A 22,775-nucleotide genomic window follows, 5' to 3' on the forward strand; every position below is an offset into this window, starting at 1 on the left:
GTAAAGGATGATTTTTTAAACCAATAGCCAATTCAAAAGAGCTAGTACAAATTCGTACTAGCTCCCTTTCATTTAATAAACTTTATCACCATTAAAAATTGAGTTCTTCACAACAACATAATCCACGTGACGAATAGCGTCTAAACTAGTGCCGCCAGCATATGAGATAGAAGATTGCAGGTCTTGCTCCATTTCAGTTAATGTATCCTGTAGTGCACCTTTGTGTTCTACATACATTTTTTTACCTTCAACATTTTTCTTTTCACCTTTTTGAAATTCAGATGCTGAACCAAAATACTCTTTGAAAAGCTTTCCGTCTTTTTCGATTGTTTGACCTGGTGATTCTTCATGACCAGCAAATAGAGAACCAATCATCACCATTGTAGCACCGAATCTAACAGATTTTGCGATATCACCATGTGTACGAATACCACCGTCAGCAATAATTGGTTTACTTGCTGCTTTTGCACACCAGCGAAGTGCTGCTAATTGCCAGCCACCAGTTCCGAATCCCGTTTTGATTTTTGTAATACAAACTTTTCCAGGCCCAATCCCAACTTTAGTTGCGTCAGCACCTGCATTTTCTAGTTCTCTTACTGCTTCAGGAGTACCAACATTGCCAGCAATGACAAAGCTTTGTGGTAAATATTCTTTAATATGTTTGATCATCTTGATTACCGCGTTAGAATGACCGTGGGCGATATCAATTGTAATAAATTCTGGTACAAGCTTTTCCTCAGCTAATTGTTGAACGAAATTATACTCTTCATCTTTCACTCCAACACTAATTGATGCAATTAATGCACGCGATTGCATATCTTTAATAAAATCTTGACGTTTCTCTGGCTCGAAACGATGCATTACATAAAAATATCCATTTTCAGCTAAATAAGTGGCAATTTTCTCATCGATAATTGTTTGCATATTTGCTGGAACAACAGGTAATTTAAATTTATGTCCGCCTAATGATACAGTCGTATCACACTCAGAACGGCTATTAACCACACATTTTGCAGGAATTAGTTGTATATCTTCATAGTCAAATACGTTTTCCATTGTATAACACCCCTAAATACGAATATTAAAAGTTTTTACTAATATAATTGTTCGTCCCTTAGGTAATTTACATCATTTTTGAAGGGATGTCAAAGTTTTTTAAAGCATTTTCATTAAATTCAAGTAATTTTATATTAAATTGGCTTTCATAAGTAGTGAAAATAATAAAACCTCACAAACTTCAATACTTTGTTTGTGAGGTTTTATTGCCTAAGTTTCAAAATGTAAGAACTTACATTTACTATAAAGATGTCTTACTCATATACAGTACATACGTAGATCGATCTTCATCTATCTCTGCAGAAATCTTTTCATACTCTTCATTTTGAATCCATAAATAATCATTTCCAAGAAGTGATAATGCTTCTTCATGTGAATATAAATCATATGTAAAGATGAGGGGTGACTCACTGAATTCTTTGAAGTCCCTGACTTCAAGTGTAACATGTGAATAGCGATCAGCTTGATCAAAAACATATTCATCAGTGTCTTCTTCGACATAAATGACATAATATTCTTCTTCAAGGCTTGAGGAGGTTTTTTGATAAACCTTTTTTCCTTTAATAAAAAAATCACATAAACGACGACAGTAGATTTCGTATGGATCAGCAAACTCATAATGATATAAAGCTGGATATCCATTGCGTTCATCATTTAGACGATATTCCAATTTATAACTTTTTTTCATATTTACCTCCAAATTTGTGATTGTTTTTACTATACTATAAAAGGATAGTTCATGAATGGGGAATTTTCCAAAATCTTGTCAAAAATATATTGATACAATTCTTTTGCTTTTTAAGGAGGGGTGTTTTCTTGAGTAAAACAAGTAAGCTATTAACTGGTATTATTTCTGCTTCGATGATTACGGCAGCAGGTTGTGGAAATAACCAATCATTACCGCCTGTCCCGAAAGATTCAGAATGTGGTGATTGGGAATGGGAAGCGGATGAAGGTGTCTGGGAATGTGATGACGACTATTCTTCACATTATGGCCACTATTATTATGGTGGTAAATATTATTCTACGAAAAGTAGCCTTAAATCCAGCTCTGCATATAAAAGCTATCAGTCTAGCAGTTCATTTAAAGGAGGGGCTCTAGTTCGAGAACTTTGGAAAGGGATCTAGTGGAGGATTTGGGGGTAATGTCTCAAACATTTAACCTAACAGAACATCAAATTAACCGAAAAAGATTGTATCAAAAACTCGATTCCTTCTGGCATGACCTTTATGAAAGTGAATATGCATTATATGATATACCCCTTATGACAAGTGAAGAGATCGAGGAAATACGCCTAGCCACAAATCGTATTGGCCATATTTTTTTGAAAATGGGGAATTTACTTAGAAGCTCTCCTGATGAATCTTTGCTTCAGCTTGATATTCCAAAGAGAATGCTGCCGTTCATTCGCCACCGTGCTCTACCAATTGATACAGTAATATCCAGGGTAGATTTAGTCAGAACAAGTGAAGGTTTAAAGGTACTTGAGTTAAATAGCGATACACCAACATTTGAAAAAGAAGTGTTTGATGTGAATAGCTTTATATGCCAAGAATTTGGAGTTGGTAACCCAAATGAGGGGTTGTCCGAAAAGCTTGGAAATGAAATGAGAAAAGCGTTAGCTGAAGCCTTACATCGCAGTAAACATGATGAACCTCCATATATTGTCTTTACCTCCCATGAAGGACATGAGGAAGATAAGTTCACAACAATATTTCTAAAAGATCTTGCAAATGTAGGTGCTAATTATGTTCCATTAAATAAATTAAGGATTCAAGAGGGTGAAGGGCCTATATGATGACGAAGGAAACAGAATCGATGTATTGTATCGTCAAACCTACCCGTTGGAGCATTTAATTGAAGATGTGAGTGAAGAGTCAGGAGATCCGATTGGGGAGCAATTACTTCAACTTGTTTGTTCCAATAAGTTGATTATGTTAAATCCGATTTCCGCGTTTCTCCTTCAATCAAAAGCAGTTCAGGCAGCTATTTGGGGGATGAAGGAGCTTGATTCTCCTTATTTTACCGAAACAGAAAAACAATGGATTTCTCAATATTTTTTACCAACATACCTTGAAGAAGATATTTTTATTGAAAATGGGATGAAATATGTAAAAAAACCTAGTTTTGGTAGAGAAGGAGATACAGTTTCTGTCTTTCAAGGCACTGAAAAACTATTTGAGGACAAACATAAAACGTATGAGAAATCTCTGCCAGTTTATCAAAAATATGTGGATCTTCCCTCTCAACAGATCAAAACGGTGAATGGGATTCTTGAAGGAAAAGTATTAATTGGAAGTTTCCTTATTAATGGAAAAGCGAGTGGAATAGGACTAAGAGCAGGCAAGCAAATTACAGACAATAATGCCTACTTTTTACCTTTAGGAATAAAAAAAGGAAGGGAATGAGAAGATGACATTTTTAGATTTATTTTTATCAACGGTTTCTTATATTGGATTAGCTATTGTTTTGTTGATCATTGGGATTATTTTGTTTGAAGTAACAACAAAGAACAAAGAATTTGAACTAATTAAAAACGGGAATAAAGCAGCTGTTTATGCATTTGGTGGTAGAATTTTAGGGCTTGCAATTGTTCTTTATTCATCAATCTCTAATTCTGTTAATATCTTTGATATGGTGATTTGGGGAAGCGTTGCGATTGTTATGCAGATTATTATTTTCTATTTAGCAGAGCTTTTAACACCAAAGTTTAATATTACAAAAGCAATCGATGATGATAACCAAGCGGTTGGATTATTTTTATTATTTTTGTCGATATCAATCGGACTTATCATTGCTGCATCGTTAACATATTAATAGAAAAAAGCGGGGGAACTAAGGTTTTTACCGCTTTTTTTGTTGTTTTGCAAGTTGTTTTACAAATGTCCTAAACTGACACTTTATTGTCAAAAAAATACCCTAATAAAACCAAGCTCCTAAGCGTATTGTTATGTGAAGGGATTGGTTTTTTTATATTAGTACTAGGAAGTGAGTTAGGGTAAGTGTTTTACTATAAAAAATAGAGGGAAAGGTACAACAGTAGTTTCGCTCTTTTACAACATTTTCTGTTAAAATAAACCAATAAGCCTCTTACATAATGAGGTTATTACTCGTATACATTTTTCTAATCTTTTCGAATTTATACGAATTTTACTTCAGTTTAAATTTAAAAGGATTGCAGGAGGAAAATATGACAAGAGAAGATCAACTAATTGAAAAATCATTTTATGAAACATTTTTATCTGATGGTGATAACAGGCGGCCATCACGGATCCTTGGTCAGGCCTATTTTGAGGAACAAAATCGAGAAGAAAGCTTCGATTTGTCATATATTCGTTTTGCTCAAGGAGAAATCTATTTTCATGATTTGGATTATGAGGCTGCTATCTTTAAATGGGAAAATATTAAAAATGAGTTAGAGCCTTGGGCGAAAATGAATATAGCTGATGCCTACTCTCAGCTTGGATTGTTATCGGCAGCAGAGGATATGTATAATTCGATTGAGACAAATGAAGATACATTAAAAAGCGAGGTTGCTTTAAAGCTCTTTTTTCTTTATAAGGAAAGAGGAAAAATTGACCATGCTTATGAAACTATTAAAAAAGCGGTTTTATTGGATCCGGATTATCCGAATGTAACAAGAGTCGCACGCGATTTTTACGAAGAAAATGAAGATGATGAGAATGCTGTTAAACTAGCTGTTGATGAACTTATTCGTACCGAAAAAGAAGAATGGTTTTCAGTTATTACCTCATATGTAAAAGCAGGAAACACCAAAAGCTTTTCACCAGATTTTTTTGCAGATGCTTTACTTACCATTCATGACGTTAATAAACAGTCCTTCATCTCTTTTACTCATGCATTATGGAATAGTTATAGAAATGAAGAGTCATATCTACAATGGATCAATACAATTAATGAGCTATTTATGATTGTTCAACATGAAGAGGAGTTTGAGTGGAATTCAATTGTTCAACTTTATGAAAAAACATTTATTGAATTAACAGATGGACGCTATTTTCTGCAAGACCTTCAAGTAGTAATCCCTAATCTATTATCCTGCTGGTTAAAGCTCTCAACAAGAGAAAATGGCTTAACCCCAGCTGCCACTGTTTTAGCCTGGAATGAAATTTTTCCTGGGCACATTATTCAGGATAGTATATATCGTGCAGAAGCAGTTATTTTTGAAGTGGAGAACAACCAAAGTGGATTGCAACAGGCTCTACAATTATTTAAAACTGTGAAAAAATGGGCGGAAGGACACTCTCTTGCTGTTGATTATAAAGCGGTATGGTGGTTGGAGGAATTACTTAATTCGAATATTAAGCAGCATTTCTTACTTGCAGGATTCGAAGGTAGTGGAAAAACAACATTTATACACTCACTATTGGGTGAAAAACCGTATAAAGGTACAACAGCTTCTATGGTCGTTTACCATGATGATGACGAACTTTCTATTAGTCAGATTACAAGTACAGGACATCGTTTTCTTGAAAATCAACGTGAAATGCTTGAGGAGATGGAGGAAGCTTCTTTATTTCAAGTAAAGCAACCATGTATCTTTTTACACGAAAATCAATGTGCCATTATTGACACACCATCATTAAACGGCAGTTTTAGAAATGAATTTTTTGACACATTATTGTTAGCGGATGGAGTATTTTTTGTTTTGGACGGAGCTGATCCTCTTTCAGATGAAGAGTATAATGTATTATGTCAAATGAAAAAATTTGCTCCAGATATAAAAGTTCATTTTATTTTAAATAAGGTAGATTTAATTGCGAGTGATGCAAATACACAAGCAACGATTAATGATATAAAAAGAAAAGTGGTAAATATTTATCCAGAGGCAGATATTCTTCCATATTCTTCATTGCATCCATTTAGTCAGCAATCTAGCAAGCTAAACATGTTTGTAAACACACATTATCCTTTTGATATGAAAGAAAAGCCAAACAAAAGAACAGCTAATGTGTTAACGTTAATTCGACATGTTCTAACTGATTTGCTTCATAAAAGAGAAGAAATGGAAAAGGGCTTTATCTATTCCATTCAATGGAATGAAGACATTTTAGGAAGATTAAAAGGCTTGAGTCTAAAACTAACAGATCTTCAACATGAAAAAGTGGAGACAATTATTGCTGCATACAGAACCTTACTAAAAGAAAGCAAAACAGAGTTAATGGAAACCATTCCAAGGCTGTTAAAGAAAGCTCAGAATATATTAAGGAAGATAGTGATTTTAAACAAATTCATTTAAACTTAAATGAGAAGATGAATGAAAAAATACAGTCGTATATTGATGAAACACTACTTCCTACCGTTTATCATCAGCTGGATACCTGGGTATCAGCTTCTCACGATGAATTTCTTGAAAGTCAGTCTTTCTTAGTTGAGATGAGTGAAACGTTCAATGACATTTATCAAGAGAAAAAGCTTTCTTTACAGTGTGATTTTGCACTTTTAGATGATTGGCGTCGAGATTTAGACAGAATGACAGGTCGAATTCAATTTGAAAAAGAAAACATTATGTTAAAGAAAAAACCTGCTCAGTTAATATTAAAAGGTGCTGGCAGGCTATTGGGTACAATGAATCAAAGCAACAATATGCTCTATAATCAATACAAGAAATATGTTGAAAATGAAACATATGAAGAAGTAACAGCCTCTATTGCGAATAAATTATTTTTGCCATTTGAATTATTTGAAAAGGGCTTAAGTCAAGATGTTTCATCCTTTTTCCAAGGTGCCATTCAAGAGGTGAAGGATACGATAGCTGAAACAGAAACCATTATCCAAAATGGAAAAGAAAGCTTGGATAATATGAGATCAAATCCTGAGGTCTTTTATGATCCTTTAAAATTATTTGAGATAAACTTACTTCAGCAGGAATTTAGCCTGCAAGCTAAGAAAGATTACAGTCGAACAGGTTGAAAGTAAATGAGACTATTCCTTAGGGAAAGTCTCTTTTTTATGCAAGATAATTGAGAAAAGAATATAATGAAGGTAACATGATTTCATAACAAACAAGGCACGTAAGTCATAACTACCTGAGGAGAGTACATATATGGTCAAACATAAAAAGATTAACTTAAAAATTCCCCTTCTAATCATGATTTTATTAATGATTGTGGCTTTTATTCCAACACCGTACTACCTTTACCAACCAGGTTCGATCGAAGCATTGCAGCCAAAAATTAAGATAGAGGATGGGTACACTAAGGAAGATGGAAGCTTTCATTTAACAACAATCTTGTCGGTCAAGGCAATGAATCCTTACATATTGGCTTATGGGTTAGTAGCCCCACATACTGATATTGTAGAGGAAGAGGATGTTAAGGGTGATTTAACAGATCAGGAGTATAATAGATTACTCGAATTTATGATGAAGAATTCCAAGCAAAATGCGCTAGTTGCTGGTTTTAAACAAGCTGGAGAAGAGGTTAAGATTGATTATCATGGAATATTTGTTAGTGCAATTTTGGCAGACTCTCCAGCAAAAAATGTCCTTCAAGTAGGAGATGTTATCACAAGTATTGATGGCAAAAAAATGTATGAGGCAACTGAATTTATTTCGTATATAGAACAAAATAAAAAGGAAGGTGATCAAGCGACACTAACAATCTCTCGCGGAGGAGAAGAAATAAAGAAAACAGTTAAAATGGTGAAATTGGACCCATCAACTAATAAAGTGGGAATTGGTATTGCCCCAGAGGAAGATTTTACGGCAACTGTTTCTAGAGAGGTTGAAATTGAAAGTGATGATATTGGCGGTCCTTCTGCAGGTCTTATGTTTTCCTTGGAAATCCTCAATCAGCTAGTAGCTGAAGACTTAACAAAAGGTTATAAAATAGCTGGAACCGGGACAATTGATCATAACGGAAATGTAGGTCAAATAGGGGGGATCACACATAAAATTACAGCAGCCTATGAAGACGGAGCTGACATCTTCTTTGCTCCGAAGGACATAACTTCCTATGACCGAAATGAACAAGAGGTTATAGCAGAGGTGGAGAAGAATGGCTATGAGGTAGAAGTTGTGCCAGTAGCAACATTGTTTGAAGCTGTTGAGTATTTAGAGGGGTTAGAGGAGAAGAGTTAAATATGTTTTGTGGAAGAAGCCTGGTTAGGGCTTCTTTTTTAGTTTTTAAACTAGTGGTTAAGTCGAAATGGGGAAGTGTCCGGTCGAAAAGAAAAGCGGTCAAGTCAAATCGAGAGTTGGTCACGTCACATATGAGGAGTCACGTCAAAAGTGCATTTGGTTAAGTCAAAAATACGAAGGGTCCGGTCGAAAAGACAAGTGGTCAAGTCAAATCTTGTGTTGGTCGTCACATATGAGGGGTCACGTCAAAAATGCAATTGGTCAAGTCGAAATTGAGAAGAGTCCCGTCGAAAAGACAAATGGTCAAGTCAAATCTTGTGTTAGTCACGTCATTAACGAGGAGTCACGTCAAAAGTGCATTCGGTCAAGTCAAAATTGAGAAGGGTCCCGTCGAAAAGACAAGCGGTCAAGTCAAATCTTGTGTTAGTCACGTCACTAACGAGGAGTCACGTCAAAAAAGCAATTGGTCAAGTCGAAATTGAGAAGAGTCCCGTTGAAAAGACAAATGGTCAAGTCAAATCTTGTGTTAGTCACGTCACTAACGAGGAGTCACGTCAAAAATGCAATTGGTCAAGTTAAAATAACAAAAGGTCCCGTCAAAAAGACCTGTGATCAAGTCAAATTGCATATTGGTCACGTCACATTCCAAGCAACCTCGTCTCAGCCTCCAAAAAGATACAAACAAGCCTTACCACCTTCAACTCTAATCAAAAAATTCAAACTCTGCATAAAAGTAAAAAAACGCCCTAACTAACAGTCAGAGCGTTCCATTGCTTTAAACAATCACAACACTAAAAATCCAGTAATTCAGGTCGTTCACAAGTGCTTTCCATTTTATAATGAGTGCCGTTGCTAGATGAATCGTGGAATCCATGCATAGCTTCTAACACATGATAAGCTAAATCACCATTTGCCCGGAACTTACCTCCATGTAAAATGGCTTTTGCCATGTCAGCTACACCCAGGCCTCGGCTGTTTTCGATATAGTCAGATGTTACTGGTACATCAGTGAATTCTTTTTCACCACGTTTTCTAATACGCACTGGTCCTCCAAATGTATTTGGATCAGGAACAAGTAGGGTACCTTCACTCCCGTATATTTCAATTGGGGGAAGGGAGGTGCCGCCCATTGCATCGAAACTTGTCGTAAGAGTTGCAACAGCACCAGATGCAAAATCTAAAACACCGGAAATATGTGTGGGTGTTTTGACTGTCAGCTTTTCACCTGATTTTGGTTCACTTGTTATGATTCGTTCGGAATAGCTAATTCGGCTGAACCTGAAATCCTTTCAATTGGTCCTAAAAGAGATACTAATGTTGTTAAATAGTACGGCCCCATGTCAAACATTGGGCCACCTCCAACATCGTAGTAAAACCCAGGATCTGGATGCCAGTGTTCGTGGCCGCGGCTTATCATAAAGGCAGAGGCTCCAATTGGTGTTCCGATTTCTCCTTTCTCAATAAGAGAAATACTTGTTTGAATACCGCCTCCTAAAAATGTATCAGGTGCACTTCCAACTAAGAGATTGTTTTTCTTTGCTGTTTCTAAAATTTGCTTTCCTTCTTCACGAGTTATGCTAAGGGGTTTTTCTGTATACACATGCTTGCCAGCCTCAAGTACTTGAATACATACAGAGGCATGAGCTTTCGGGATCGTTAAGTTTATCACTAATTGGATCTCAGGGTGATCAAGTAACTCTTGAACAGAATAAGCATGAGGAATCCCGAATTTTGCTGCTTGTGATTTGGCGCGCTCTTGATCTAAATCAGCACAAGCAATAAGGTCAAGATGTTCAAACTTTTTACAGTTTTCCATGTAAATGGAGCTGATATTGCCACAGCCAATTAATCCGATTTTTAGCTTTTTCATTTAGAAACCCTCCAGAAATTAATTAAACTATTGACTGTCTCCCATTCCAGTGTATTTACGACTAATTCCATTGCTAGACAAAACCAACTCTTCAGTACGTTTTTTACCATCGGCTGCCCATAAAAAACCTTTTCTCATGATTTGAGTAACCTCTGGCATGGAAATTATATTGGCTTTATGACCTAAAGAATTATAAAATACATTTCCCTGTCCCCAACGTTTCGTCCAAACCACCGGCATATCTACTGCTTTGTTTGTTGAGTGGGGACCATCAACAACTGGAAAACGTGTTGTAGCCAGTACTTCAACAGCTGGATCCACATGAAGATAATACTGTTCACTTACTACTTTAAAATCAGAAAGACCTTCTAGTAGAGGACTTGTCGAGTGCTTGATGTTGACCATATATTCAACACCATCATTACCAGGATGTGCTACCCAATTTCCACCGGTCATAAACTGCCAGTCAACATTATTACGAAAAGAATCACACATTCCACCATGACATCCGGCTAAACCAACACCACTAATAACAGCATCTGAAATATTGAGAACATATTTCTTATCTATTTCACCCATTGTCCAATGTGGAACTATTAAGTCAAAAGATTTTAATTTTTCTGGATCTGCGTATGATTCAAGGGAAGAAGATACTTCCACTGAGAAATTTTCTTCTTCGAGAATGGTTTTGAAAATTTGAGCAACTTGCTCAGGTTCATGTCCATCCCAGCCTCCCCAAACAATTAATGCATTTTTGTGATTACTCATACTCTTTTCTCCTCTCTATTAAACTTCAGAAACAGTTACCCATTGTCGTTTTTCAATGGATAAGTCGACAGCCTCTAGAACTTGCTGACATTTCACACCATCGTGGAAATTTGGAATAGGCTGACGATCTTCCTTGATTGCGTCCATTAGCTCTACAATTTCATGGATAAATGTGTGCTCATAACCAATTGTATGTCCAGGTGGCCACCAGTTTTCTGCATAAGCATGGGAAGGATCTGTTGCTAAAACACGTCGGAAGCCCTGTACATCATCTCTGTCTTCAGTGAAGTAGACTTGTAATTCATTCATTCGTTCAAAATCAAAGATAACACTGCCTTTGCTTCCGTTAATTTCAAATGAATTTGTACAGCGATGACCTGTGCCATAACGAGTTGCTTCAAAGCTGCCTAATGCCCCATTTGTAAAACGTGTCATAAACAAGGTTGCATCATCAACCGTGACCTTTCCTTTTTCAGTCTGAGTTTCACCTTTTGAGGAAAGACCAGATGTATTTGTTGGGAGAGGTCTTTCTTTAATAAATGTTTCACTCATCCCGATTACCTCTGTCATGTCACCAATTAGGTAGTGAGCTAAATCAATTAAATGTGCTCCTAAATCTCCATGTGAACCTGAGCCAGCTATATCTTTTTGAAGTCTCCAGGCAAGAGGGAAGGTAGGATCAACCAACCAATCTTGTAAAAAACAAGCACGATAATGATAGATATCACCTAATTTGCCTTCATCTATTAATTTTTTTGCAAGCATAACAGCAGGAGCAAAACGATAGTTAAAGCCGACCATATGCTTAACACCTTCTGCTTCAACAACCTCAAGCATTTCACGAGAATCTTTTAATGTAAGCGCTAACGGTTTTTCGCAGAAAACATGTTTTCCTGCTTTAGCTGCAGCAATGGTTATTTCTTTATGTACATCACTAGGTGCATTAATATCTATTAAATCAAGATCGCTTCGTTCAATTAGTGTTTTCCAGTTCGTTGTATATTCCTCCCAGCCGAATTGTTTTGCTGCTTGAGCGATACCTTCAGGATTGCGTCCACAGATTACCTTCATTTCTGGCTGGATTCTATTTGGAAAGAAAAGAGGAAGATCACGATAAGCATGACTATGTGCCTTCCCCATAAACTTGTAACCAATCATCCCAACTTTTACTGTCTTCATAACATTTCCCCTTTTCAAAGTTTGGTAGAAAACAAGTTATTACGTTGATCACAATTAGTGTCATTTCCGAGGTGAATGGAGGAGAATATGTTTATATGACACTAGTGTTATAGTGAGGATTCTCTTTCAATTAAAGTGACAGGCAGTTTCAAACTTGTTTTTTCATTGTCACCATGCAAAATACAGTTTAGTACCTTTTCTGCAGCCAGTTGCCCCATTTCATATAAAGGTACATTTACAGTACTTAATGGGGGAGAGGTCATTCTCGAAATTTCTGAGTTATCGTAGCCGATAATAAAATAATCCTTTGAAGCTAGTAAACCTCGTTCATTCAAGCCTTGCATAAGTCCAATAGCCATACGATCATTTGCTGCAAAGATTGCCTTTGATGTTTGCAGGATAGGGTAAATTTGCTCAGCAAGCTTATAGCCACTTTTTCGACTATAATTTCCTTCAAAAATAAGGTCCTTATTAAATGGTATGTCTTTATCTCGTAATGCTTTCCTATAGCCTTCAAGTCGATCAAGACTATTTGAAAACTCTTTTGAACCATTTAAAAAGATAACTCTTTCAAATCCTTTGTTGAGTAAAGAAGTTGTTGCTTGATAACTTCCATCTACATGATCTCCATCAATAAAGTGAAAGGGTTGTTCTGAAAAAGTTTGATTAATTAAACAATATGGCAAATGATGTTCATGTAGATTATTAAGAGCTGTAATATCATTTGGAGTATTTTTAGCTCCTAGAATAATGCAGCCGTCTACTCGTTGAGATTGAAAAAGCTGAATATAATCTTTTGGTTGTTCAGGAGTTTGAAATAATAAGAGTAAGCCATAACCAGATTCTCCTAGTTTTGCCCCAATTCCACTAACTAACTCTGAAAAATAGTGGGTAGACATTAAGTTAACCTTAGGTAAATAAGGAACAATTACTCCTATATTGTTGCTTTTTCCTTTTGCAAAATTTTGTGCAATAACATTAGGGTGGTAGTGAAGCTCTTTTGCAGCTTTCAGCACTTTTTTCTTCGTTTCTTCTTTCAATGGAGCTATGTTGTTAAAGACCCGTGAAACAGTGGCTTCAGAAACACCTGCTAATCTTGCAACATCTTTTCTATTAGCTAATTTATTCACCCCCGTATAAATTATGTACACGCGTTCATTTTCTCTGTTTCTAGATGAAATGTCAATGAAATCCAGGAAATTAAAAATAAAAATAAAAAAAATAAAAATTTTAGGTTTAACATGTTTTTAGTAGGGTATATAGCAAAAGACAGTATCCCCCCTGATACTTTCTATATGAAAAACTTGAGGAGCCTTCATACATTGTATGGAGGTTTTTTCTATATTTATGGGTTTAATTACCTAATTTGGGAAATGGTGTTGAAATATAAAGCGGTAGGTTTTATACTTGGAAATGTAACCGGTTACAAAAATACCGATCGAACATGAAAAGTCATCTCCAGGGAGAATGGTACATGGTAAAAATGCGTGATGTAGCAAAGTTAGCAAATGTGTCAGTCGCAACTGTTTCTAGGGTCCTACATAATCCAGAAACTGTAAAAGAAGCAACAAGAAAGAAAGTACTGAGTGTAATTGATGAGTTAAATTATAAACCAAATATGCTAGCTCGTCAGTTTCGTAGAAATGAAACAAATATTATTCTAGTGGTTGTACCAAGTATTATGAATACTGTTTTTTCAGGTATTATTGAGGGAATAGAATACGAAGCCTCAAGACATGGATATCGGGTTTTACTAGGGAATACAAATAGAAAAGTTGAAAACGAATATGACTTAGTTGAACTACTAAAGAAAAGGCAAGCAGACGGTATGATTTTATTATCAGAAAGGATGGATTCAAACGATATAAAGTCTTTGAGTGAAGAATACCCTCTTGTTCTAGCTACAGCATATATTGAGGGGTTAAAGGTACCATCGGTATCAATCGACAATGTTAGTAGTAGTCGAGAAGCTGTTGAACATCTCATTAGACTAGGTCATAAAGAAATTGCTCATATAACAGGGCCCTTGCAATTTGGAATTTCTAAAGGTCGATATAAAGGTTATAAACAAGCGCTGATGCAAAATAATTTAGAAGTTCGGAATATGCTAGTTCAAGAGGGAGATTTCACCTTTGAATCTGGCTATAATCAAATGTTGAAGTTCATGGCAATTGAGAAAACACCTACAGCTATTTTTGCTGCAAATGATGAAATGGCTATGGGGGCAGTAAAAGCAGTAAAAGAATTTGGACTTAATGTTCCTCGGGATATCGCTATTGTAGGATTCGATAATATAGCATTTTCATCAAAATTTGATCCAGCCATAACGACAGTTGCACAACCCCTTTTTGAAATGGGACAAAAGTCTATGAAATTACTATTACAGCAAATTCAAGGAAAGCCGATCCTTAAGTCGCAATATATATTAGATTGTGAATTAATTGTGAGAGATTCCTGTGGTGGAAAAGGTAAAGAAAAGGTACTAAATGAAAATATCAGCACATAAAATGTAACCGATTACAATTTAAGGGAGGTGAAAAGCTTAAGTTGTATGAAAATTGAATGGATATTTGTAACCGGTTACATTCGAGGCTGAAAAAGGAGGACTTTTCTATGTCAAATACTCAATTTAGCTTACAATTATTCACACTGCGTGAAGAAACTGAAAAAGATTTTATTGGAACATTAGAGAAGGTTGCAAAGCTTGGATATCAAGGGGTAGAGTTTGCTGGATATGGAGGATTAACGTCAGAGCAATTGAGACAGGAACTGGATCGCTTAGGGTTAAAAGCAAGTTCTAGTCACGTTCAATTATCTGTTCTAGAAAATGAATTAGCTAGGGTTATTGAATTTCAACAAACAATAGGTAGTCGACACGTTGCATGCCCTGTCCTTCCAGCTGAAAGAAGAACAAAAGAAGCTTACTATGAACTTATTCCGATTTTAAATGAAATTGGTCGAAAATGTCACGAGGAAGGAATTACACTTTCTTATCATAATCATGATTTTGAATTAGTTGAACTAGATAATGGTAAAAAGCCTTTAGAAATACTTCTAGATGAAACAAACCCTGAATGGGTAAAGGCTGAGTTTGATGTCTACTGGTTAACAAAAGCTGGTGAAGACCCAGTTCATTGGTTAAAACGTTATGAAGGAAGAACACCACTTGTTCATCTTAAGGACATGACAACAGATGGGGAGAAGTTTTTTGCGGAATTAGGAACTGGTGGGGTTAATGTAGAAGGGGTACTTAATCAGGGGATGAGTTCAGGTGTGGAGTGGTTTGTTGTTGAGCAGGACAGATCAAGAAGAACACCTTTTGAGAGCATCGAAATCAGTATGGATTTTTTGAAAGAAAAACAATTAATAACAGTTTAAAGTTGAAAACGAAAACAAAGGGGATGGAAGAATGAAGAAATTACTTTCTGTTTTAACGATCATGACTGTTTTGTTTCTAACTGCATGTGGACTAAATGGTGGTGGCTCTACAGAACAGGCTACATCTGATTCTGGTGAGAGTAAGTCTAGCGGAGGGAAAAAGACACTTGAATTCTGGCATATTGATACAGGGGAAAAAGAGGCAGTTTATGAAGAAGCAGTTGAACGATTCAAGGAAAAGCATCCTGACGTAGATGTAAAGATCCTTCAAATTCCAAATGATGCATACAAGCAAAAGTTATCTGTTGCTATGTCGGGGAATGACGCACCAGATGTGTTCCATAGCTGGGGTGGAGGATGGCTGAAGAACTTTGTGGACCAGGGGAAGGTATATGATATTACTGAAACAACGGATAAATCTCACTTTAATGAACTTGCTTTGAACAATGCTACATTTGACGGCAAAGTATACGGTCAGCCATTAAGTCTTTCAATTGATGTTGTTTTCTATAACAAAGAGTTATTTGATAAGTACGGTTTACAAGCACCAAAAACATATGATGAATGGTTAAATGTGATCGATACACTAAAAGAAAACGAAATTATTCCTATTGCATTAACAAACCAAACAAAATGGCCTGGAGCTTATTATTTAATGAACTTTGCAAGTAGAATTGCTGGACCTGAACTGTTTGAAAGTGCTTTTAATAGAGAGGGTAGAGGCTTTGATGATCCGGCTTATGTTGAGGCAGGAAAGTATATTCAAGAATTGGTAGAAAGAGACGCGTTTAATCCAGGATTTAACGGTGTACCGTATGATGAAGGTCAAGGGCGTCAGTTAATGTATACTGGTCAAGCAGCGATGATGGATATGACAATTTCATTCTTAAATAACGTAAGACAAGAGGCTCCTGAATTCGAGGAAAAGTTAGACTTTTTCTTATTCCCAACTATTCCTGGAGGTAAAGGGAACGAAACACATGTTGGGGCAGCAACCGGACCTGTTTGGTCAGTTGCACAAAACAGTGAAAACCCTGATTTAGCTGCTGAGTTAGTTAATGAATTAACAAGCAAAGAAACAGCGCAAAATTACACAGATCGCACTGGCTCGTTAACAGGTGTGAAAGATGTAGTTCCAGCTGATGAATTTACAAAACGTTTTTATGAAGTGGTAGAACAAGCAACTCATTTACAAATGCCGTATGATCAAACTCTTCCACCTGAATTGGCAGAATTACACAAAGACACGATTCAAGCGGTATTTGAAATTTAGATATGACACCTGAAGATGCTGCAAAGAAAATGGAAGAAAAAGCAAAAGAGCTTTTAGAGTAATGCGGTAAGAGGGGATTTCCCCTCTTATTGTAAAAAAGGAGTGGCTGAAATGGATACACATATAAAAGTGGCTGAAAATAGGACGGTAGTCAAAAAAGTATCACGTACACAAAAGAAAATAAAAAGCGCCTTAACTATTAGTGCATTTGTCGCCCCTGCCATTATTATTTATGCAGTCTATGTTTTGTTCCCTATTATGTCTACCCTCATGTACAGTTTTTATAAATGGGACGGAATGGGAGTAGGAGTATTTGTAGGATTACAAAATTATGTTGACCTTTTTAAAGACGCAATTTTTTGGAGAAGCCTCACAAATAATACATGGGTAGTGTTAACCTCGGTATTTGCTCAAATTCCTCTTGGGTTAATTATGGCACTTATGTTATTTGCACCAATAAAAGGAATTAAATTCTTTAGCAGTGTTTATTTCTTTCCATTTCTTATGTCAACTGTAGCGATAGGTTTATTATGGGTTTTAATGTTTGATCCAATAAATGGGATTATTAATAATATCATTAATTTATTCGGATTTGAAAATGTACCATGGCTAAGTGAAACAAATACAGCATTATTTGCTGTATTATTGGTTATCGTTTGGCAATTCTCTCCGTTTTATATGATTCTTTTTAAAGCAGCCATTGTTGGAATACCAGATGAATTATATGAAGCTGCTGAAATTGATGGAGCAAGTTCTTTCCAAAAGTTTTTTCAGATTACATTACCTCTTCTAATGCCAACAATTGTCAGCTCTTCAATTCTAGCAATTGTAGGTTCGTTAAAAGCATTTGATATCTTCTATATTATGACAGGTGGAGGCCCTAACCACGGTACGGAACTATTAGGAACGTATATGTTTAAACAGGCTTTTATCAACTTCAATATGGGCTATGCTAGTGCTATTGCCTTTATTATGTTCTTTTTAGCCTTATTTGTTACGATTATTATTCAGGTAATGGATCATTTACGTAAAAAGAAAGGAGCCTACGGAATATGACAATGGGATTAAAAAAAGTACCTCTCTATATCATTGCCATTATGTTGTTAGTCTTTACTGGTTTTCCTTTCATCTATATGATTTCAACTTCACTTAAGTCACGAAGTCAATTCTTTGAGGAGCCATTTGCGCTATTTTCATCATTTAATTTTGAAAACTTTCAATCCGTTTTTGAAATGGGATTAACACGATATTTTTTAAATAGCATTTTGGTATCTGTAGTAGCTGTTTTTGTGGTAATGCTAGTAGCAGCGTTAGCGAGTTATCCATTAAGTAGGATGAAATTCAAGTTGAACAAAGTATTGTTCCTACTATTTATATCAGGTATGATGCTGCCTATTCATGCTACTCTTATTCCGATTTTTAAGCTCACACAAAGCATGGGGGTTTTTGATACGGTATGGGCTTTATTAGGACCATATATCGCCTTTAGTCTCCCAATCTCAATTTTTATTTTGACTCAGTTTATGCAAGAAATTCCTAAGTCATTAGAGGAAGCTGCGAAGATGGATGGCTGTAACCATTTTGGAATCTTCTGGAGAGTAATCTTGCCGATGTTAACACCTGCATTAATGACAGTGTTAATCTATAACTTTATCCACTTATGGAATGAGTTTATTTTTGCCCTCGTTCTAATTTCAAGCCCAGAAAACATGACATTACCATTAGGTTTACAAGACTTTAGAGGAGAATTCTCAGTAAATATACCTGGTCTTATGGCCGCCTTAACACTAGCAAGCTTACCAATTCTTGTTGTTTACCTTTTCTCACAAGAGAAAGTTGTAAAAGGATTAGCAGGTGGGGCAGTGAAAGGATAAAACAAATTATTGGGGGATGAAAAACCATGTCAAAGATCAAAGTAGCTGTTATTGGTTGTGGAAGTATTGCAAGAAGACGTCATTTAGTTGAGTATGCAAATAATGATCATGTCGAAATCATAGCAGTGTGTGACATTGTGAAATCGCGAGCAGTAGAGATGGCTGAAAAATATGAAGCACAGGCTTTTACACAATATGAGAAAGTCGTTCAACTTGCGGAGGTAGATGTGATAAGTGTTTGTTTACCAAATGATCTTCACGCTCCTGTTTCAATTGCTGCTTTAAATGCTGGAAAACATGTTCTTTGTGAAAAACCTATGGCAACGTCTAGAAAAGAAGCAGAAGAAATGATAGAAGCTGCAGAGAAGAATAACAAAACATTAATGATTGCACATAATCAACGCTTTGTATCTTCTCATCAAAAAGCAAAACAAATAATAGAAAGTGGTCAACTAGGAAAAATTTATAGTTTTCGTACAACTTTTGGACATCCGGGACCGGAGAGATGGAGTATTGATGGAAGAAATAGTTGGTTTTTTGATAAAGAACAGGCATTCATTGGTGCACTAGGAGATTTGGGTGTTCATAAATCAGATTTAATCCGCTATTTATTAGGAGATGTTGCGGAGGTAAGTGCATTTGTTGAAACATCTGCAAAAGAAGATACACAGGTAGATGATAATGCGGTTGCTATTTTGAAAATGGAATCTGGTGTAATTGGAACATTAACAGCTAGTTGGTCATATGTAGCTGGTGGAGACAATTCTACAGTCATTTACGCTGAAAATGCTGTTTTAAGATTAGAGGATGATCCAGACCATTCACTAATTGTTCAATATAATAATGGTGAAGTTGTGAAGTATCAACTAGATAAAATTCAAACGAATGAAGAAGGTGGTCAAACGAATACACATGTTATTGATCACTTTATAGACTCTATCCTGAATAAAAAAGCCCCAATTATAACTGGGGAAGAAGGGAAAAAGTCACTTGAGGTAATTTTAGCAGCACTTGAAGCTAATGAAACAAAAAAAGTAGTGTTGGTGAATAAAATACCCGTACTATAATCAGCCATTGTTAAGTGAGTCTATTCTATATGACTCACTTATTTTTTGTTTAAACCCCTCGTAAAAAGACTACCTAAAATTCAACGTTCATTCTTAAGAATTTCTTCATATTTTCCCTACCTTTATATTAAGAACTTTTGCTTATACTGAGTACATCCTTAGCAGATAACACATGGTATACTTTGGAAAGGAGGATAGAAAGATGAATAATTATACCGTTTTAGTAGTAGATGATGATAAAGAAATACGTGAAGCAATTGAAATATACTTGAGAAATGAAGGCATGACGGTGTTATTGGCAAAGGATGGCGTTGAGGCAATTGAGTGTTTACAGGAAAAAGAAGTTCATTTAATTGTTTTAGACATTATGATGCCGAGAATGGATGGAATTTCTGCAACGTTTAAAATCCGTGAAAAGAAAAATATCCCAATTATTATTTTAAGTGCAAAAAGTGAGGACACTGACAAAATCTTAGGATTACAGGTAGGGGCTGACGACTATGTAACAAAGCCGTTTAACCCTCTTGAGCTTATCGCAAGAGTAAAATCGCAGCTTAGAAGATATGTAAAACTAGGTCATTTTGAAGGAAGAAATCAATTAATTGATCTTAATGGTTTAATGATCGATCAAGAAGCAAAAGAAGTGACTGTAAATGGAGAAGCTGTAAAACTAACTCCAATTGAATATAAAATTGTCGAACTATTAATGGTAAATGCTGGTCGAGTGTTTTCTATTTCTGAAATTTATGAAAAGGTATGGCAGGAGCCTTGCTATAATGCGGAAAATACCGTGGCTGTGCATATTCGTAAAATTAGAGAAAAAATTGAAATCGACCCTAAAAATCCTAGATATTTAAAGGTGGTATGGGGCATTGGATACAAAATGGAAAAATAGAATCATTCTAATCTCATGGCTTGTTTTATTTACTTATGGAGTAAGTGGTATTTTAACAGCGCTATTAAATGATCAAGACTATATGAAAACAAGCTATTTTAAAACCTCGCAATATAGAGATACAGTGGGCACTTATACCAGCTATCTACATGCGTTTGAAATGGATGATCAATCAAAAGAAGATATGAAAGAGGATATTACCGTATCAAAGGAAGAGATAGATGAGTATCGTTTCATGTATGGTGAATTGTCCGAACAGATTAGTAGCATAGAGGAACAATATGTATCAAGGATTCAAGAAGCACAGGCTAATAATAATCAAGATCAAGCAAATTTGTATATTAAAGAAAGAGATGCAAAAATAGCGGACATTACGAAAAATTTTGAAAGTGATGAGTACGTTGAAGAAAAAATTAGAAAAGAAAAAGAACAAAGAGTAGATGAGTACTATAAAGAGCTGGCAACATACCGTCAGGATTTTGGTGTTTATGATGAGGCTTTTTCATATTACTTGGTAAATACCTCCACTGGAGAAATTTATACAAATCTACCTACTAAAGATCAAGAAGAAGTAGATAAGTATATTTCATCAGATAACATGCTTCATATTGATCAGTATCCTTCAAAAAGTAATGGCTATTTAGATATAGCTGAGCTTTCCTTTATATATGGATACGAAGATCTTATCTCTCATGATCAAGCAAATTCTTTATATGAAGGGAAAATCGGTCTGCGTGAAGGAGTTTCAAGTTCTAATGCCATAATGGTTTCGTATCAGCAGTATGATCTGCAAAGGAAGTTATTTTGGATCTATACAATTGGTTCAATTGTGGCACTTTTTGCTAGTTTATTTATAGGTAGAAAAATACAAATTTTAAATAAAATAAGCTCTCATAAATCACGAGATATATATAATAAACTTCCACTTGATCTAGCAGTTACTCTCACTGGAATCACATTATTAATCTCTTTAGTAATAATTACCGACTTTCCTAATTTATACATTTATTACACGTTTAGAGATGTATTAAATCAACTCTTTTTCATGAGTGTATTTCTTGGGTTAACAATTGTTCAGTTGATTTTCCTATATCCTATTGTAAAAGATTTATCTAAAAACAGAGAAATCCTAAGGAAAACAATAACTGCACGACTCTTAAAAACCATAAGAGAAGCTTTTTATAACCGTCGCGTTGGGACTCAAGTATTACTCATTTTAGGGTTTGTTTATCTGATTGGTCTTGGAGCAGGTCCAATCTTTATTGAACCTGAATTTATAATTGCATATGTTCCTGCCTTTTTCATTATTGGTCTTCCTGTTTTTATCTTGATCTTAAGAAAAGTTGGATATTTTAATAAAATTACCCGCAATGCACGTGCTCTTGCTTCTGGTCAATTTGAACCGGATTTAAAAGTAGCTGGGAAATCCGTGCTTGCAAAATTAGCGGAAGATATTAATACAATGAAGCATGGAGTAAAAACATCACAAAAAGCGCAAGCAAAAAGTGAGAGGCTAAAAACAGAACTCATTACAAATGTTAGTCATGATTTAAGAACACCTTTAACTTCCATTATTACGTATTCAGAGTTGTTGAAAAATCCTGAGTTAACTGAAGATGAACGCAGCACATATATTGAAATCATTGATCGGAAATCTAAAAGATTAAAAGTGTTAATTGACGATTTATTTGAAGCATCGAAAATGGCAAGTGGCAATATTGAACTATCTAAAACGAAGGTGGATATTGTTCAACTTCTTCAACAATCACTGGCAGAGTATAATGAAAATATTCAAGCTTCTACAATCCAATTTCGAGTTACAAATCCAGATTTACCTGTTTACGCTTTTATCGACGGACAAAAGTTATGGAGGGTGTTTGATAATTTAATTGGTAACATTCTGAAATATTCATTAGAGCATACTCGTGCATATATAGGTATAAAAGAAGACAATAGTCAAATCATCATTAGCTTTAAAAATATCTCGAAATATGAGCTTAGTGATGATGTGGATGAATTATTTGAACGTTTTAAGCGAGGAGATACTTCACGTCATACAGATGGGTCAGGACTAGGACTTGCTATTGCTAAATCAATTATAGATTTACATGAAGGACATTTAGATATTGATGTTGATGGTGATTTGTTTAAAGTTACCATTGTTTTAGAAAATATAGGATAGTGACAAGTCAGCTCCAAAGGGGGTGACTATTCTTTTTCCTTACAATATTTTAACTGGTCACTTACATTTTCTTTACATTCACATATTAAAATTTAAGTATTCACTTATTTCTAAATGTTGTATTGGAGGT

Annotated in this window: 19 protein-coding genes and 2 pseudogenes; 15 read left to right on the forward strand and 6 right to left on the reverse strand. The window is 35.4% G+C overall.

Annotation, left to right across the window (positions count from 1 at the left end; genetic code table 11):
- Positions 1-72: 72 nt before the first annotated feature.
- Positions 73-1,056, reverse strand: coding sequence for a GMP reductase (guaC, locus tag MVE64_RS20610; RefSeq protein WP_247340969.1), 984 nt, complete (start codon positions 1,054-1,056; stop codon positions 73-75).
- Between the two features lie 241 nt (positions 1,057-1,297).
- Entirely contained in the window at positions 1,298-1,744 is a 447-nt protein-coding gene (locus tag MVE64_RS20615; protein ID WP_247340971.1) for a hypothetical protein, read from the reverse strand.
- Between the two features lie 128 nt (positions 1,745-1,872).
- Between MVE64_RS20615 and MVE64_RS20620 the strand changes: the two are divergent.
- From MVE64_RS20620 to MVE64_RS20645, 7 genes and pseudogenes are all read left to right on the forward strand, one after another.
- Positions 1,873-2,218: pseudogene (locus MVE64_RS20620) on the forward strand (hypothetical protein).
- Positions 2,202-2,855: a glutathionylspermidine synthase family protein gene (locus MVE64_RS27540; protein WP_281730400.1), complete on the forward strand. Its 654-nt coding sequence runs from the start codon at positions 2,202-2,204 to the stop codon at positions 2,853-2,855. The pseudogene MVE64_RS20620 and the gene MVE64_RS27540 overlap by 17 nt, the downstream one beginning before the upstream one ends.
- Positions 2,839-3,465 (forward strand): glutathionylspermidine synthase family protein, encoded by a 627-nt coding sequence (locus MVE64_RS27545; RefSeq protein WP_281730401.1) that lies wholly within the window; start codon positions 2,839-2,841, stop codon positions 3,463-3,465. Before MVE64_RS27540 ends, MVE64_RS27545 begins: the two co-directional genes overlap by 17 nt.
- A gap of 4 nt (positions 3,466-3,469) precedes the next feature.
- Positions 3,470-3,874, forward strand: a complete 405-nt coding sequence (locus MVE64_RS20630) for a DUF350 domain-containing protein (protein WP_247340975.1) — start codon at positions 3,470-3,472, stop codon at positions 3,872-3,874.
- Between the two features lie 373 nt (positions 3,875-4,247).
- Positions 4,248-6,317: a GTPase domain-containing protein gene (locus tag MVE64_RS20635; protein WP_247340977.1), complete on the forward strand. Its 2,070-nt coding sequence runs from the start codon at positions 4,248-4,250 to the stop codon at positions 6,315-6,317.
- A 14-nt stretch (positions 6,318-6,331) separates the two neighbouring features.
- The gene (locus tag MVE64_RS20640) at positions 6,332-6,991 is read left to right on the forward strand and encodes a hypothetical protein (protein WP_247340979.1); all 660 of its coding nucleotides are present in this window, start codon (positions 6,332-6,334) and stop codon (positions 6,989-6,991) included.
- A 133-nt stretch (positions 6,992-7,124) separates the two neighbouring features.
- Entirely contained in the window at positions 7,125-8,159 is a 1,035-nt protein-coding gene (locus tag MVE64_RS20645; RefSeq protein ID WP_247340981.1) for a SepM family pheromone-processing serine protease, read from the forward strand.
- 791 nt (positions 8,160-8,950) lie between these two features.
- Here MVE64_RS20645 and MVE64_RS20650 read toward each other — a convergent pair.
- From MVE64_RS20650 to MVE64_RS20665, 4 genes and pseudogenes are all read right to left on the reverse strand, one after another.
- Positions 8,951-10,029 (reverse strand): annotated as a pseudogene (locus MVE64_RS20650) (Gfo/Idh/MocA family protein).
- Positions 10,030-10,056: 27 nt separating this feature from the next.
- Positions 10,057-10,797 carry a ThuA domain-containing protein gene (locus MVE64_RS20655; RefSeq protein ID WP_247340983.1) on the reverse strand — a complete coding sequence of 247 codons (741 nt, stop codon included), beginning with the start codon at positions 10,795-10,797 and terminating at the stop codon, positions 10,057-10,059.
- Between the two features lie 18 nt (positions 10,798-10,815).
- Positions 10,816-11,976, reverse strand: a complete 1,161-nt coding sequence (locus tag MVE64_RS20660) for a Gfo/Idh/MocA family protein (protein WP_247340984.1) — start codon at positions 11,974-11,976, stop codon at positions 10,816-10,818.
- 107 nt (positions 11,977-12,083) lie between these two features.
- A complete protein-coding gene (locus MVE64_RS20665) occupies positions 12,084-13,106 on the reverse strand; it encodes a LacI family DNA-binding transcriptional regulator (protein WP_121660915.1) in 1,023 nt (340 codons plus the stop codon).
- A gap of 344 nt (positions 13,107-13,450) precedes the next feature.
- On the opposite strand from MVE64_RS20665, the gene MVE64_RS20670 reads away from it, so the two are divergent.
- The 8 genes from MVE64_RS20670 (at position 13,451) to MVE64_RS20705 (ending at position 22,645) form a co-directional block, all read left to right on the forward strand.
- Entirely contained in the window at positions 13,451-14,482 is a 1,032-nt protein-coding gene (locus MVE64_RS20670) for a LacI family DNA-binding transcriptional regulator (RefSeq protein ID WP_247340986.1), read from the forward strand.
- A gap of 107 nt (positions 14,483-14,589) precedes the next feature.
- Positions 14,590-15,354 (forward strand): sugar phosphate isomerase/epimerase family protein, encoded by a 765-nt coding sequence (locus MVE64_RS20675; protein WP_247340988.1) that lies wholly within the window; start codon positions 14,590-14,592, stop codon positions 15,352-15,354.
- 31 nt (positions 15,355-15,385) lie between these two features.
- Entirely contained in the window at positions 15,386-16,627 is a 1,242-nt protein-coding gene (locus MVE64_RS20680) for an ABC transporter substrate-binding protein (protein ID WP_247340990.1), read from the forward strand.
- Between the two features lie 111 nt (positions 16,628-16,738).
- Entirely contained in the window at positions 16,739-17,683 is a 945-nt protein-coding gene (locus tag MVE64_RS20685) for a carbohydrate ABC transporter permease (RefSeq protein WP_247340992.1), read from the forward strand.
- A complete protein-coding gene (locus MVE64_RS20690; protein ID WP_247340994.1) occupies positions 17,680-18,501 on the forward strand; it encodes a carbohydrate ABC transporter permease in 822 nt (273 codons plus the stop codon). Before MVE64_RS20685 ends, MVE64_RS20690 begins: the two co-directional genes overlap by 4 nt.
- A 26-nt stretch (positions 18,502-18,527) precedes the next feature.
- Positions 18,528-19,568 (forward strand): Gfo/Idh/MocA family protein, encoded by a 1,041-nt coding sequence (locus MVE64_RS20695; RefSeq protein WP_247340995.1) that lies wholly within the window; start codon positions 18,528-18,530, stop codon positions 19,566-19,568.
- A gap of 202 nt (positions 19,569-19,770) precedes the next feature.
- Positions 19,771-20,463, forward strand: a complete 693-nt coding sequence (locus MVE64_RS20700; RefSeq protein WP_247340997.1) for a response regulator transcription factor — start codon at positions 19,771-19,773, stop codon at positions 20,461-20,463.
- Positions 20,441-22,645, forward strand: a complete 2,205-nt coding sequence (locus tag MVE64_RS20705; protein WP_247340998.1) for a HAMP domain-containing sensor histidine kinase — start codon at positions 20,441-20,443, stop codon at positions 22,643-22,645. The genes MVE64_RS20700 and MVE64_RS20705 overlap by 23 nt, the downstream gene beginning before the upstream one ends.
- Positions 22,646-22,775 lie beyond the last annotated feature (130 nt).

Origin of the sequence: Metabacillus endolithicus (genome assembly GCF_023078335.1) — a bacterium.
Lineage (GTDB): Bacteria > Bacillota > Bacilli > Bacillales > Bacillaceae > Metabacillus > Metabacillus endolithicus.